The sequence below is a fragment of the Actomonas aquatica genome (genome assembly GCF_019679435.2).
GTDB classification, from domain to species: domain Bacteria; phylum Verrucomicrobiota; class Verrucomicrobiia; order Opitutales; family Opitutaceae; genus Actomonas; species Actomonas aquatica.
The window spans coordinates 2704570-2719747 of sequence record NZ_CP139781.1; the positions used below are offsets into that span (position 1 = coordinate 2704570).

General features: G+C 64.0%; 12 protein-coding genes. 4 read left to right on the top strand and 8 right to left on the bottom strand.

All coding sequences use genetic code 11. The annotated features are described in order from the left end of the window. The 3 genes from K1X11_RS10745 to K1X11_RS10755 all read left to right on the top strand — a co-directional run bounded on the left by K1X11_RS10745 (nucleotide 1) and on the right by K1X11_RS10755 (nucleotide 5896). Nucleotides 1-1656: an ABC1 kinase family protein gene (locus K1X11_RS10745; protein WP_221032341.1), complete on the top strand. Its 1656-nt coding sequence runs from the start codon at nucleotides 1-3 to the stop codon at nucleotides 1654-1656. A gap of 103 nt (nucleotides 1657-1759) precedes the next feature. Further along, on the top strand, nucleotides 1760-4339 hold the full coding sequence (locus K1X11_RS10750; protein WP_324726160.1) for a U32 family peptidase: 2580 nt from the start codon (nucleotides 1760-1762) through the stop codon (nucleotides 4337-4339). Between the two features lie 321 nt (nucleotides 4340-4660). Beyond that, nucleotides 4661-5896 (top strand): nucleoside monophosphate kinase, encoded by a 1236-nt coding sequence (locus K1X11_RS10755; protein WP_221032343.1) that lies wholly within the window; start codon nucleotides 4661-4663, stop codon nucleotides 5894-5896. Nucleotides 5897-6107: 211 nt separating this feature from the next. Here K1X11_RS10755 and K1X11_RS10760 read toward each other — a convergent pair whose 3' ends face one another. The 8 genes from K1X11_RS10760 to K1X11_RS10795 all read right to left on the bottom strand — a co-directional run bounded on the left by K1X11_RS10760 (nucleotide 6108) and on the right by K1X11_RS10795 (nucleotide 13760). Continuing rightward, on the bottom strand, nucleotides 6108-7334 hold the full coding sequence (locus tag K1X11_RS10760) for an ABC transporter permease (protein ID WP_221032344.1): 1227 nt from the start codon (nucleotides 7332-7334) through the stop codon (nucleotides 6108-6110). Then, nucleotides 7334-8581, bottom strand: a complete 1248-nt coding sequence (locus K1X11_RS10765; RefSeq protein WP_221032345.1) for an ABC transporter permease — start codon at nucleotides 8579-8581, stop codon at nucleotides 7334-7336. Before K1X11_RS10765 ends, K1X11_RS10760 begins: the two co-directional genes overlap by 1 nt. Continuing rightward, complete coding sequence (locus K1X11_RS10770) at nucleotides 8578-8970, bottom strand: four helix bundle protein (protein ID WP_221032346.1); 393 nt, start codon at nucleotides 8968-8970, stop codon at nucleotides 8578-8580. The genes K1X11_RS10765 and K1X11_RS10770 overlap by 4 nt, the downstream gene beginning before the upstream one ends. 46 nt (nucleotides 8971-9016) lie before the next feature. Beyond that, on the bottom strand, nucleotides 9017-9766 hold the full coding sequence (locus tag K1X11_RS10775) for an ABC transporter ATP-binding protein (RefSeq protein ID WP_221032347.1): 750 nt from the start codon (nucleotides 9764-9766) through the stop codon (nucleotides 9017-9019). Between the two features lie 87 nt (nucleotides 9767-9853). Then, nucleotides 9854-11254, bottom strand: a complete 1401-nt coding sequence (locus tag K1X11_RS10780; RefSeq protein ID WP_221032348.1) for an efflux RND transporter periplasmic adaptor subunit — start codon at nucleotides 11252-11254, stop codon at nucleotides 9854-9856. Nucleotides 11255-11640: 386 nt separating this feature from the next. Continuing rightward, complete coding sequence (locus K1X11_RS10785) at nucleotides 11641-12144, bottom strand: TlpA family protein disulfide reductase (protein WP_221032349.1); 504 nt, start codon at nucleotides 12142-12144, stop codon at nucleotides 11641-11643. Between the two features lie 93 nt (nucleotides 12145-12237). Further along, nucleotides 12238-12936, bottom strand: a complete 699-nt coding sequence (locus K1X11_RS10790) for a DUF4336 domain-containing protein (RefSeq protein WP_221032350.1) — start codon at nucleotides 12934-12936, stop codon at nucleotides 12238-12240. Further along, nucleotides 12933-13760 (bottom strand): ion transporter, encoded by an 828-nt coding sequence (locus tag K1X11_RS10795; RefSeq protein ID WP_221032351.1) that lies wholly within the window; start codon nucleotides 13758-13760, stop codon nucleotides 12933-12935. Before K1X11_RS10795 ends, K1X11_RS10790 begins: the two co-directional genes overlap by 4 nt. A 72-nt stretch (nucleotides 13761-13832) precedes the next feature. Between K1X11_RS10795 and K1X11_RS10800 the strand changes: the two genes are divergently transcribed. Beyond that, complete coding sequence (locus K1X11_RS10800; RefSeq protein WP_221032352.1) at nucleotides 13833-15065, top strand: MFS transporter; 1233 nt, start codon at nucleotides 13833-13835, stop codon at nucleotides 15063-15065. The last annotated feature ends 113 nt before the right edge of the window (nucleotides 15066-15178 follow it).

Consider the following 15178-nt stretch of genomic DNA (forward strand, 5'->3'; position numbering starts at 1 on the left):
GTGAAGGCGTTCGACCTGCTCGGCAACGCCGTCCGCGCCAAGGAGATCTTCACGGTCTTCGCCCGGCACGGCTTTGCCGATTTTATCAACCAGCTCGATCTGCCCGCGCCCCTCGCCCGGCGCTTTCGCAACCCCGACGCCCCCCGCCGCTCCTGGTGGGAGCGCATCCGCCTCGCCGCCGAGGAACTCGGCCCGGCCTGGGTGAAGTTTGGCCAGCTGCTCAGCATGCGGCCCGACCTCATCCCCCACCCGCTCATCCTTGAGCTGCGCAAACTGCAGAACTCCGTCGCCCCGGTTCCCTTCGACCGTATCCGCGATCTTATTACAGAGGAATTGGATGGCGAACCGACCGAAGTGTTTGCCGAGTTCAACGAGACCCCGGTCGCCGCCGCTTCCCTCGCCCAGGTCTACTTTGCCAAACTCCACGAAGACGGCGCCGAGGTGGCCGTAAAAGTGCAGCGCCCCGGCATCGCCCGCCTGATCCGCGCCGACCTCGACCTCGCCACCTGGATTGCCCACCAGCTGCACCTGCGCATCGCCTCGCTGCGCCCCTACGACCTGCCCTCCGTCGTCGAAGCCGTGCGTGACGGCGTCGAGCGCGAACTCGATTTCCGCTACGAGGCCCGCAACCAGACTTACTTCAACACCATCAACCCCGCCGGCGATCAGGTCTTCGCGCCGAAGACCTTCGACGACTACACCACGTCGAAGTTGCTGGTGATGGAACGCATCGCCGGCCGGCCGGTTTCCGCCGAAGACCTGCCACCCGAGCAGGGCAAAGCCCTCGCCGCCCATGGTGCCCGCTCCATCGTGCATCAGGTGTTGATCGACGGTTTTTTCCACGGCGATCCGCACGCCGGCAACGTGCTTATCGCGCCCGACGGACGCCTCTGTTTTCTCGACTGGGGCCTCGCCGGCCACCTCACCCGCCGCCTGCGCTACGCGCTTGCCGATTTCTGGGTCGCCGCCGTCGAAGGGGACGCCGAACGCGTCGTGCGCATCGCCGCCGACCTCGCGCCCACCGGCGCTCGCATGGATCCGCGCGAGATGGAAAAAGACGTCACCCTCGCGCTGCGAGAAGAACTCAACTTCGCCATCGGCCGCCAGGAAATCGGTCGCGCCATGCTCAAGCTGCTCTTCGTCTTCGGCGACCACGGCGTGCCCCTCTCCAAGGACTACGCCATGATGGCCAAAGCCGTGCTCGCCATCGAAGAAGTTGGCCGCGTGCTCGACCCCGAGTTTGACCTCCGCCGCCAGGCCGCCCCAGTCCTGCGCCAGCTCTTTAAGGAGCGCTCGGGCCCCCGCGCGCTTTCCCGCCGCACCCGCGAATTTATGCGCGGCGCGCTGGGCAGCCTCACCGATTTGCCCGCCGCCGCCCAGCGGCTCGTGCGCCGCTTTGAGCAGGACGACATCACCGTCAACCTGGAGCACAAAGGCCTCGACGACCTCGACGATGCCATCGAGCACGCCTCCAACCGCATCACCCTCGGCGTCGTCACCGGCTCCCTCATCATCGGTTCGTCGATGATCGTCACCACCGGCATCCGCCCCCTGCTCTTCGGTTACCCCGCCCTCGGCCTCGTCGGTTACCTGCTTTCCGCCATGGTCGGTTTCTACCTCATCTGGGACATCGTCCGCCACGGCCGCCACCGGTAACGATTCTTTCGCTTTATTCGCCGTCCCCCTCCACCGCAGCAATGCCGGCTAAAGCCGGCACTACGGCTTGAACCCCGACCGCCAAACGTCACAACGGGTCACCGTGCCGCCATCGCCCAACACGCCCGCGCCTACCGCTACCCACCGTCCTGAGCTGCTTGCTCCCGCGGGTGACTGGGAATGCGCGCGAGCCGCCGTCGAGAACGGCGCCGATGCCATCTACTTCGGCCTCGAACGTTTCAACGCGCGCATGCGCGCTCACAATTTCACCCTCGCCGACCTGCCCGCCCTCATGGCCTTTCTGCACGAGCGCGGCGTGCGGGGTTACGTGACGTTCAACACGCTCGTCTTCGCCGACGAACTCGACGCCGCCGCCGACTACCTGCGCGCCATCATCGCCGCCGGCGTCGACGCCGCCATCGTCCAGGACATCGGCATCTGCCGCCTCATCCGCCGCCTGTCGCCCGACTTCCCGATTCACTGCTCCACGCAGATGACCATCTCCAGCGGCGCCGGCACCGATTTTGCCCGCGACCTCGACGCCCATCTTGTCGTGCTCGCCCGCGAAAATTCCATTAAGGAAATCAACGCCATCCAGGAAGCACAGGCTGCCAGCGGTCGACCGCTGCCGCTTGAGGTCTTTGTGCACGGCGCGCTGTGTGTCGCCTACTCCGGCCAGTGCCTCACCAGCGAATCCCTCGGGGGCCGTTCCGCCAATCGCGGCGAGTGCGCCCAAGCCTGCCGCCTGCCCTACGAGCTCATTTCCGATGGCCAAAAGGTCGACCTCGGTGACCGCGCCTACCTGCTCAGCCCGCAGGATCTCGCCGGCCTCGACGTGCTGCCCGAACTCGTGCGCGCCGGCGTTGCCTCGCTCAAAATTGAAGGCCGCCTGAAGAGCCCCGAATACGTCGCGTCCATCACCCGGACCTACCGCCGCGCCCTCGATCAGATCCTTGAAGCTGCGCCGCCCGCCTTCGACCGCGAAGCCGCCCGCTACGAACTCGAGATGAGTTTCTCCCGCGGCCTCTACACCGGCTGGTTCAACGGCATCCACAATCAGGAACTCGCCCACGGTCGCTTCGGCACCAAACGCGGTCGTTTCCTGGGCCGCGTCACGCGCGTGCAGGGCGACCGCGTTTTCGCCCGCCTCGAGTCTCCGCTCAAAGCCGGTGACGGCGTGGCCTTCGACGCCGGCCGCCACGCCGAGGGTGAAGAGGGCGGCCGTATTTACACCATCGATACGGCCAAGTCCGGCGAGAGTGTGCTCACGTTCGGCCGCGGTGCCGTCAACTTCGGCCGCGTCCACGTGGGCGACCGCCTCTGGAAAACCAGCGACCCGGCGCTGGGGCGCGAACTGCGCGCCACTTTTGCCGGCGACAAGGTGCGCTTCACCCGCCCCATCCGCGCCGAAGTCCACGGCCACGCCGGCGCGCCGCTCACCCTCATCCTCGACGACGGCGAAGGCCATCAGGTAAAAGTCGCCTCCTCCGCCCCGCTCGCCGTGGCCGAGCAACGCCCGCTCGATACCGAACGCCTGCGCCAGCAACTCGGACGCCTCGGCGGCACGCCCTTCCAACTCGGCGAGCTTGCCAATCACCTCGAGGGCGAAGTCATCGTCCCGCTGAGCGAGCTCAACCAACTTCGCCGCGACGCCGTCGCGCAGCTCACCGCGCTCCGGCAGGCGCCCCTGCGCTGGGCGCTCACCGCCCCCGATCCGACCACGACCCGCGTAGCGGCCAACGCGACCGCCGTCCCGACCGAGACCGCGCCCGAGCTCATCGTCGTCACCCGCGACCTCGCCCAGTTCGAAGCCGCCCTCACCTGCCCCGGCATCAGCACCTTCTACTGCGAGTTCGAAAACCCCAAACACTACCGCGAAGCCGTCACCCGCTTCCGGTCTCACCAACAAACTACTTCTGACTTCGAACATCCTACTTCGAACTTATCGACGGCAAAGCCGTCGATTTGGGTCGCCCCACCCCGCGTCTTTAAACCGGGCGAAGAATGGATCCTCAAACAGGTGCGTTCCTGCGAAGCCGACGGTTTTCTCGCCCGCCACCACGAGCACCTGCGCTTCTTCGCCGACGACCGCGTGCGCGGTGATTTTTCGCTCAATGTCGCCAATCCGCTGACGGCCGAATTTTTCCGCGAGCGCTACGGCCTCGAACGGGTGACCGCCAGTTACGACCTGAACATCGGGCAACTTGAAGCCCTGTTGCAAAATGCCCCGGGCGACTGGTTCGACATCACCATCCACCAACACATGCCCATGTTTCACATGGAGCACTGTGTGTTCTGCGCCTTCCTCAGCAGCGGCAAGGACTACCACGATTGCGGCCGACCGTGCGAAAAGCATCGCGTCGCCCTCCGCGACCGCGTCGGCGCCCAACTCCCGCTCAAAGCCGACGCCGGTTGCCGCAACACGGTTTACAACAACCGAGCCCAGACCGGGGCCGAATACGTCGACCGCCTCGTCGCGCTCGGCGCCCGCTATTTCCGGGTCGAGTTTGTGCACGAATCGCCGGACGAGATCCCGCGCACCATCGCCGCCTACCAACGCCTCCTGCGCGGCGAACTCACCGGCTCCGCCCTTTGGCAGGAACTCAAACTCCTCAACCAACTCGGCGTCACCCGCGGCCAAATGGAAACCGGTCCGCGCACGATTTTGAAGAAGCGCTCGTAGGGTTGGCTTCAGCCGACCATATGACAGTCCCCGCGCGCCAACCGCGCCGCCCAGAAACACCAAGACGGGGCCACCGCAAGGGCGACCCCGTCAGGTCCAGCTTCAACTAACTCCCGGGGACGCATCCCCGGGGCCATTCGGCATCCCCATTGACCCCCCTTGCCCGGATGGGTTCCCGATTTCACCCGACCATCTGGTTATAATTTCGTGACCGATTTCCACTCGGGCCCCCGTGCCGCAGCTCGCTTTCAATAGATTGAACAAACAAAGCGTCGCTGACTCGACAAAACCCTCCCGGCACGCTGCGCTTCGCGTGCTGCCATGCCTGAATCCGATAAGCACTCCGCCGCCGCCGCGGCCTCCAAACCCCACGCTCAAGGTGCCAAACCCGCCGACCTTGAGATCAAAGACACCACGCTGATTTTTAACGATGTCTGGACCGACTTGGAGGCTGAGTTTGGTCGTGAGCACCTGCGTTTCCCCAAGGAAATCATCCTCCTCGGTGGTGCGCCCGGTGCCGGTAAGGGCACCAACACCGGTTTCATTCTCAAGGCCCGCGGCCTCACCTGCCCACCCATCGTCGTGAGCGCCTTGCTCGACAGCCCTGAGGCCCGCCGCATCAAGGACGCCGGCATGATGGTCGGCGACCGCGAGGTGATCGGCATCCTGCTGCGCGAACTGCTCAAGCCAGAGTATCGCGACGGCTGCATCCTCGACGGCTTCCCGCGCACGCAGGTGCAGGTGGAGTCGCTCAAGCTGCTTGTATCCAAAATGCAGGGACTGCGCCGCGAGTTTTACGGCACGCCGCTCGGCATCCATTTCCGCCAGCCCACCGTGCACATCATGGTGCTCTTCGTGGAGGAAAAGGTCTCGGTCGAACGTCAGCTCAAACGCGGCCGCCTCACCAAGGAACACAACGACGAGGTGCGCCGCACCGGCGATGGTGAACTCTGGGAGGAGCGCCCCACCGACTACGATGCCGACCTCGCCCAGCGCCGTTACCGCGTCTTCAAAGAAAAGACCTGGGATGCGCTTCAGTCGCTCAAATCCATCTTCCACTACCACTTCGTCAACGCCCAGGGCGCCATCGACGAGGTGGAGGAAAACATCGTCAAGGAGCTCAAGTATCAGAGCTTGCTCGAGCTCGACCCCGCGACGCACGACACCCTGCGCCACATCCCGGTCGCCAGTGAGCTGAGTGTGCACGCCCGCCAGGAGTTGGTGAAGCGCCTCGACGGTTACCAGTTCAACCACCCCGAGCTGCTTGCAAAGGTCGTGTCCTTCGTGGAGCGCAAGATCATGCCGATCGTGCGCCGGCACGCCATCTCGGGCAACGCGCACATCAACGCCGAAGACGGCCTGCTGCACGACAACCTCGCACTGGCCATCCTCATCGATGTCTTTTCCGAGCGCGGCTACCACGCCGTGGTCGACCTGCACCGCATCGAGATCCCGGAAAAATTCGACCTGCAGACCGGCGACATCACCTGCCGCATCAAAAAGGTCTTCCGCATCACGATCGACTTCCAGGGCTCCGACATCCGCCGCGGCAACTGAGCGGATTTCGGGATTTTGGATTTTTGATTCTCGATTTTGGATTGGGCCGTTGCGGTGGCGGAGGGGCAACGCAGCGCAAGCAAGCTTGCAGCCTACAGTGCGGGTTCGCACCTACCGTGTAGGCCGCGACCTTGGTCGCGCTAGCGGATGATCGGCGAATGCTTCGCCAATCAAAAATCAAGAATCCAAAATCGAAAATCCCTCTATCCGATCATTCGAAGCGCAGGGCTTCGATGGGATCGAGGGACGCGGCTTTCCACGCGGGATAGAGGCCGAAGCCGACGCCGATGCCGCTGCATACGATCAGGCCCGCGGTAGCCCAGCCGACCGGGAACACCACGGCCGCACTCAGGAGCATACCGGCCAGGTTGCCGCCCACGATGCCGAACGCGATGCCGGCAATGCCACCGACGATCGACAGCGCTACGGCTTCGATCAGGAACTGCGCCAGGATCGTCTTTTTGCGCGCGCCGAGACTTTTGCGGATGCCGATCTCGCGGGTGCGTTCGGTCACACTCACCAACATGATATTCATTACGCCCACGCCTGCCGCGAGCAGCGCGATCGAGCTGATGACAAACGCGCCCACCGCCACGCCGTTCAGCGCTTCGTCGAAGGTCTTGATCAGCGAATCGTTCGTGGTCGTGTCGAAGTCGTTACCGTCTTCCGGCAACAGCCCGCGCACCAGGCGCATCTGGCCGATGGCGTGCTCGTGCACTTCGTTCAGGTCGGCCGTATCCGGCGCCTGCACGTTGATGCTGATCGAGCGGCCGGAGCGGCCGTAGGCGTTGAACCAACGCGAAATGGGCGTGACCACGAGGTTGTCCTGACTCTGGCCAAACGATGAACCCTTCTCCGCCAGAATGCCCACGACCGTGAGCGAAGCCCCATCGATCCGGATCGTTTTGCCGAGGGCCTCCTCGTCGCGGAAGAGCTTCTTGCGCACATCTTCACCGATGAGGCAGACGGAGCGGGCGAAGTTCACGTCGTCGATCGAGATCGGCCGGCCCTTCGCCACCTCGTAGGCGTAGCTGGTGAGGTAGTTCTCATCGGTGCCGGTGAAACGCACGTCCGGGTTGGTGTGCTCCTGCTCGTAATACACCCGGCGACCACCGCGGCCCGTGATCAGGCTCACGCGCGCCGTGTCCGCCATGAGCTCCTTGAAACGCAGGGCCTGGCGGTAGCGAATGTCGGGGCGGTTGCCGAAGCGTTCCCGCGGGTTGCTGAAGTTCACCAGCGGGAACTTCGAAACCTGAATTGAGTTCGCTCCCAACACATTGAGGCCGTCCTCGATCTTGGACTTCACGCCCGAGATGGCGGTCATCACCAGGATCACGGTGAAGATGCCCACCCCGATACCGATCATCGTGAGCGCCGAACGCAGCTTGTTCGCCTTCAGGGAGGCAAACGCCAAAATCAGTGTTTCCCAGAGAATCATTATTCGTAACGCAAGGCCTCGACCGGGTCGAGGGAGCTGGCGGTGTAAGCGGGGGCAAAACCGCTGACCACGCCCACTCCGGTGGAAAGGGCCACCGCGACCAGAATCACGGTGGGTGAAAAGACGATGGGGAAATTGGGGGCGGCCATCGTGACCACCGCCGCCAAGCCCCAGGTAAGGGTGAGCCCGATGATGCCGCCGAGCACGCAGATGCTCACGGCCTCGACGAGGAACTGCGTAAGGATCGAACGTCGCCGCGCGCCCAGCGCTTTGCGCGTGCCGATCTCACGGGTGCGTTCCTTCACGCTCACGTAGGTGATGTTCATGATGCCGATCGCGCCGACAAAGAGCGCCAGTCCGGTGATCACCAGACCCGCAATCGCGATGCCCTGCTGGATCGGATCAATGATGTCGCGAATGACGCCCGACTCGTTGATTTCAAAGTCGTCCTTATCCTCCGGACCGAGCTGCCGGATGCGCCGCATCAGCCCGCGCAACTCATCGCGCGCCTGATCTCCGCGACTGGTGTCAAACTGCACCCGGACGTCGCCCTCATCGCGGCCGTGGATGTTGTAACGGTAGGCTTTGATCGGGATCACGATCGATGAATCCAAACTGAACATGCCCAGGAAACTGCCCTGCCGTTCACTCACGCCGATCACCGTGAAGGGCGCGCCTCGCACCAGCACGGTTTCTCCGACCGGGGAGCGGTTCGGGAAGAGAGCATCGGCCACATCGAAGCCGATGATCGCCACCTTGGTGCCCTGCTGATTCTCAAACTCGTTGAAGAACCGGCCTTCCATCATCTCGGTTTTGCTGATGGTGGCCAACTCGTGCGAGGTGCCGAGTAAGAAGATATTGGATACACGCAGGTCACCGTGCGCGACATTGACGGTGCGATTGTCGGCCGGCACCGCGCGAATGAGCGCGCTGCCTGGGTTCTCATCGATCCATTCGTTAATGCGCTCGGAGTAGCTGGTGCGAATGTCGGGGCGGTTGCGATACACCCACCACTCGTTGGTGCCCGCCCACGGCCACTTGGTCACGTAGAGCACGTCGTCGCCGAAGCCGGAGAAGCTTTTGTCGACCACCCGATTGATGCCGAGAATGGCGGTGACCATCATCGTCACCGCGACGATGCCGATGACCACCCCCAACGCCGTGAGCGCCGACCGCATCTTGTTGGCGCGAATCTGCGCCAACGCGATCTTCACCGACTCGGAAAACTCATAGAAAAAACGCTTCACCGGATTTTGGATTTTGGATTCTCGATTTTGGATTCCGCCGCGCGCTTCTGCAGAGTGCGGCGCGATGCGACCATGATGGCGGTTAGCTCATGCGCTTCCTTCTTGAGCGCGGACACCTGTCGGGCGCTGCGCAGGCCATACGCTTCGATGAGCTCCATCCAGAATTCGGACTCATCGGCCTCTTCCTCCACGACCGACAGTTTGGAAATCATTTCCGCTTTGGAACGCGAACGACAGGCCGCGCGGTAATTGGCCCCCACGGACGTGCACGAACGGCCGAGTTGCCCGGCGAGAATGCGACCCGAGCGCGTGTCCGGCAGCGAATCGATCAACTTCAGGCCTCGGAGGGCGAAGTCCTTCGTGCGTTTTTTGAGCTCGGTTTCGTTCATCGTGAAAAATCGAAAATCCAGATTCGAAAATCCAAAATCCAACGGCTCAGCCGTTGGCTTGGTCGGCTTCGATGAGGCCGTCGCGGAGGCGGACGATGCGGCGGGCGTGTTGGGCGACGTCCTCTTCGTGGGTGACCATGATGATGGTGTTGCCCTTGGCGTAGAGCTGCTCGAATAGCTCCATGATCTCGACGCCGGTCTTAGAGTCCAAGGCGCCGGTCGGCTCGTCGGCCAGGATGATCGACGGGCGGTTCACCAGGGCGCGGGCAATGGCCACGCGCTGACGCTGACCGCCGGAAAGCTCGTTGGGCTTGTGATGCACGCGGTCGCCGAGACCGACGTTCTCCAACGCTTCCATCGCGCGCTCGCGACGTTCGGTAGAACTCACTCCGGCGTAGATCAGCGGCAGCTCCACGTTGTGCAGCGAATCGGACCGCGGCAGCAGGTTGAAGCTCTGGAACACGAAGCCGATCTCGCGATTACGGATGTCGGCCAGCTCGTCGTCGCTCATGGCTGCGACGTCCTCGCCGGCAAAGGCGTAATAACCGGCAGTCGGCGTATCGAGGCAGCCCAGCATGTTCATGAGGGTCGATTTGCCGGAGCCCGACGGGCCCATCACCGCGAGGTATTCGTTGCGATGAATCTGCAGGGAGACGCCGCGCAGCGCGTGCACCACCTCGCTGCCCATGCGGTAGAGCTTGGTGACGCCCTCGATGTCGATGACCAGCTCGCCGTGCGGCCGGATGCTGCGACCCGTCGCGGGAAGCGGGCTGGGAGTGGAAGTGGTGTCGCTCATGATTTGGCGTGGCAGGGATTCGGGCGGGCGGCGCGGCGGGCGGGGAGGGAACCCTCGCACCGCGGCAACCGTTCGCGCTGGCGGTTCTTATTCCTCGGTGTCTTCCGGCGTCGTCTTGGCTTTGCTGCCACCGCGCTTTTGCACGCTGACGGCCATGTCATCCTTCAAAGTGCGGGTGATGGTGGCGTAGCTGCCGGAGACCACGACCTGGCCTTCCTCCAGGCCGGAGGTGATTTGCATGTAGGACGTGTCGGCGATGCCGGTCTCTACATCGACCAGCTTGGCCTTGCCGTCTTCGACCACAAACACCACGCGGCGCAGCGACTCACGATTCTCGCGCTCCTGCTGGCGTTGCTCCTCGAGGTTTTCGGCCGTCGCCGCACCCTCGCCGCCCTTTTCGCGCTTGGCCTTCTCGCGATCCTTTTCGAGCTGCTCCATAGTCTTGTCGTCGTCGCGGCTGCGGACCGTGACCGACTGGATCGGCACGGCGATGACGTTCTCCACCTTGGCGGTTTCGATGTCGGCCAGCGCGCTCATGCCGGGCTTGAGTTGCTCGCCATCGGCGTCGATGCGGATGCGCACTTCAAAGTTGGTCACCTCGGCCTGGGATCCCGCGCCGGTGGTGATGGCGGAGGAGGCAATCTCAGTCACCTCGCCGGCGAATTCACGATCTGGATACGCGTCGACATCGATGCGGGCGACATTGCCGACCTTCACGTTGACGACGTCGTTCTCGTTGACCTGCACGACCACCTCCATGTTGGAGAGGTCGGCCACACGCATGACCTCGGAAGCGTTGTAACCGCCGGTGCCGGTGACGCGCTCGCCAAGCTCGACCGGGAGGGAGCTGATCGTGCCGTCCATCGGCGCGTAGATGGTGGTTTTCTCCAGCTGGTCCTGCGACTGCTTGAGCAGTCCTTCAGCGCGGCGCACCTGGGCCTTGGCGCTCTCGTAGTTGGCGACGGCGACATTGTGCGAAGTCTTGTCGGCAGTGTATTCGGCGTCGGAAATAAGCTTCTTGGCGTAGAGGCCTTCGCTGCGCTTGAAGTCTTCTTCCGACTTCAGGAGCTGCGCCTTGCTCTGCACCTCGGAGGCGCGGGCGGCGGCGAGATCGGCTTCGCGCTGATCGACCTGGTAGCGGTAGTTGTCGTCCTTGATGCGCAGGAGCAACTGGCCCTTGGCTACCTCGGCGCCTTCGGCGTAGGGCAGCTCAACGATCTCTCCGGAGACTTCCGGCGCGATCTTCACCTCGACCTCGGGCTCAATCTTGCCCGTGGCGGTGACAAACTGGGTGATGTCGCGACGCGCGACTTCGTCGGTGAGGACCTTGGTGCCCTTTTCGCCCTGGCGGGACTTGGCGGCAGCCGCCACGGCCAGGAGCACCACGAGGAGCACACCACCAATGATCCACCACATGGTGGAGGACTTCTTTTTCTTTTTCGCCACGCGCTTCGGCGCGGCACGGTTCGGTTCGGATGAGGAGGCCATGAGGAATCAGCAGTTAAAGTCGTGGAGCCAAGCGTTCCGGTTCACTGGCGTGACCGGCAACGCGACCAGCGTGCCTTCCTCCGGGCCGTAGAAACGAATCGTGGAGGAGCCCCGAAGGACTCCCCCACAACACAACAATATACTACGAACAACTCGGGGCATGACACGATAGAGTCGCTCCGCAAACGCTCCGGCGACGAGAGCCCGCAAAATCGCGTTGGACGCGCAGCGAGAGTCGGCGAGTGGGGGAAACGTAGCGGGCATGTTTGCAACACACCTCATTTCCGCCCGAAGTTGCAGGAAGTTTGGATGAATGGGGTCGCCGGTTGGATGAACGGCGCCCCGACTGCCCGGATCTACCGCCGGGAGCCGTCAACGGTCCGATATCAGGATGAACCGCCCGCCACCTTCACCGGCGTTACCGTGTGACCGGGCAGCGCCTCGATCCGGTGATGCACCCATTCGAGCGCTTCGGTGCCGCTCTCCTGCGGGTTGTCCTCCACCAGCACTTTGCCCTCCGGTCCCACCACCATGAAGTGAGGCAGCCGGCGCAGGCCAAATTGCATCGCCACCGGCGAGGTCCAATCGATCTGCGTCGCGCCTTCCCGGTCGATTTGCACCATCACGACCACCATGTCGTCGTGCGCCGCCTGCAGGGCCGCCATCGGGTCGGCGAGATTCGCGCAGGGTTCACACGGGCAGGCCGGGCTGAACTTGCTCACGAAACCAAAGACGACCGTTTTCCCCGGCTCCACATAAGCGTCCAAATCGAGGCGTTGCGCATCGGCGACAACGATCGGACCACTCGTTTCGGCTGCCGCCACGCCGGAGACGCAGCAGATCAGGGACAACAAAGCGGCCAGCGGGCGGGGGAGAGTCGAGACTGGCATGCATCTTCTCAGACGCAGCGCCCCCGAGGCCGTTCAAATAACTTTCAGAAAAAACCGGTTCGAACGCACTACGGCAAATAGGTGGCAATTCCCCTACCCATTCGCCCACGCCAGCGCCTGCTCGAGCGTGCGTTTTGCATCGCCCGCGATGATCTCGCCATGCCCTACCACCACGCGCTCAAAGTCCCACGCCAGCACGCGCGCCAACGACTGCCGCAGCGCCGCCCGGTCCTTCACACTCAGCCGTAACAGCCGGCTGGTGCCGGGAAAGGTCCGCAGCCCCGACACCCACCGCACAAAAAACGGCACCCGTTCCCCCGGCCCCACCCGCAGGTTAAACACCAGATCCGCCAGCACGAGCGTGCGGGAACGACGATGATAAACCGCCACTTCCTGCGTCGCGGGGATACCGCCCAACGGCTCCACTTCGATCTCCCCCGCCCACTCCGCCGGAACCGCCCCCAACTCCCGGCCCGGTGCCAAGTCCTCCGCCGCGACCGGGAAACGCGCCGGCCACAAAAACTCCGCCTCCGGAAACTCCGCCCGCAACTCCCGCGCAAAGGTGTCATGCAAGCGCGTCGCCTCCATCACCCATCGCACCGGCCCGAGCGCCTGGATCGCCGCCACGTCGGCCGCCGACCACGGCGCGCCCGAATGCACCACCAGTTCTCCCGACGGCAGCCGCATCACCGTCACGGCCTTGCCCAGCTCCGCACCCACAATCCGAAACGGAAACTGCGCCACCCACAGATCCTCGCCCAATGCCCGCAGATCTCCGGTTACGGCGCTCATAGTTTCTCCCCGCAATATTTGCAGTAGTTCGCGTCGTCCGCGTGGCTGCTCGCGCCACAGGCCGGACACGCCTGCGTGTTGGTCGATTTTTTAAACGCGTCGTTCATCGCCACCGTCACGATACCCGTCGGCACCGCGATCACACCGTAACCGAGGATCATCACCACCGAGGCCACGAACTGCCCCACCACCGTCTGCGGAGCGATGTCGCCGTAACCCACCGTGGTCATCGTCACGATCGCCCAATAGATCGAGCGCGGGATGCTGGTGAAACCGTGCTCCTCCCCTTCGATCAAATACATCAACGCCCCCGCAATGAGCACACAGGTGAGCACCGCGCCCAGAAACACCGTGATCTTGCGCGAGCTCGCCGCCAGCGCCGCCTTCAACATGCGCGCCTCCCCCACGTAGTGCGTGAGCTTCAGGATCCGGAAAATCCGCAACAAGCGCAGCGCCCGCACCACCAACAACGACTGCGTGCCCACCACAAACAGGCTCAGGTAGGTCGGCAAAATCGCCAACAGGTCGACCACCCCATAAAAGCTGCGCGCATACATCCACGGCCGCTTCACCGCGATGAGCCGCGCCACATACTCCACCGTGAACGCGATGGTGAGCCCCCACTCCAGCACCCGTAGCTCCGCGCCGTAAGCCTCTCGCACACTGCGCACGCTTTCGAGGCACACCGCCAGCACGCTCAGGCCGATCGCCACCAGGATCGCGAGGTCGAAGATCCGACCCGACGGGGTGTCCGCCTCAAAGATGAGTTCGTGCATCCGGGCGCGCCAGGGCTGCGCCGCTCCGCCGTGTTCGTGGTCTGGCATGGGCCGCAACTTGGTCACCCGCTTAACGAACCGCAAGACACGCCATTCCCTCCCCGCCGCGGATTCGTTCACATGGCCGCCGTCCCCCTTCCGTCCGCCATTCAAGCTCCCACGCCCATCTCCCGGGTGCAGGCCCACTACTTCGCCGTCTACGCGGTGTTCGGCTGCATCACCCCCTACATCCCGATCTACCTGCGGGATGTAAAACAGCTGTGCGCCTCGGAAATCGGGTTCACCTTCGCCACCGGTCAGGCCGCCGTGCTGCTCATGCCGGTCATCCTCACCTACTTGGCCGACCGCTACCGCCTCGTGCGTCCGCTCCTGCTCACGATGTTTTTGGTCAACATCGTCGCCATGACCGCCCTCATCGGCGCCGCCGGATTCTGGGCCACCCTCATCTGGGTTTCCCTCAACCGCATGGTCACCCAACCGCAGGTCGCCCTCGCCGACGGCATCTACTTTTCCCTCCAATCCGACCCCGCCCAGCCCCGCGCCCCCTACGCCAACGTGCGCGTCTGGGGCACGGTGGGTTACATTGCGCCTTCCCTCGTCATCTACGGCAGCTACTACCTCCGCGACTACTGCGCCGGCGGGCTCGTGTGGATGCCCTACGTCGCCGGCGGCTTCGCCATCTTCGGCGTGCTCAACGCCCTGCGCATGCCCCGGCGCTACCACCTGCCCGCCACGGTCAAAGCGCCGCCCAAAGTCCCCACCCTCGCCGCCGCGCGCGTGCTGCTGCGCCCCAAGCTCCTCGTTTTCCTGCTCGGGGTCGGTTTCGTCATCAGCTCCAACATGGCCTTCTACGGCTTCTACCCGCTCTACCTCACCACCCAAATCGGGATCGATGAGCGCTGGGTCGGCCTCATCTCCAGCCTGGGGGTCGCGGTCGAGATCCTCTACATCCTCAACATGGAGCGCCTGCGCCGCCGCATCGGATTCGGCGGACTGCTCCTGCTCGGCGGCATCGCCAGCCTCTTCCGCCTCGCCTGCCTTGCCTACCTGCCCACCCCCTTCTTCAGCATCGTCTTCCAGCTCGTGCACGGCCTCACCGTGATCGGCTACATGATCGTGCCTGTCATGTATCTCAATGCCCACGCCGGCGAAGGTTACCGCAACTCCATCCAAGGCGTGTATGTCATGGTCATCCAGGGTGCCTTCTCCATCGCGGGTAACATTGTGTCCGGTCAGCTCGCCGAAATCGGCCTGCTCACCCTCTACCGCTACGCCCTGCTCTGCTGCCTCCTCGGCCTGGCCCTCGTCGCCCTCAGCTTCCGCCTCAAGGACCGGCCCAAGCCCCTCACGTAGCGCCGGTCTTCAGCCGGCCCTGCTCCACCCAGCAGGCTATCCCACCGTCCCCAGAGCCGGCTGAAGCCGGCGCCACGTTGGCCCCCAATTTGGACCGCCACTGGACGCCGCGC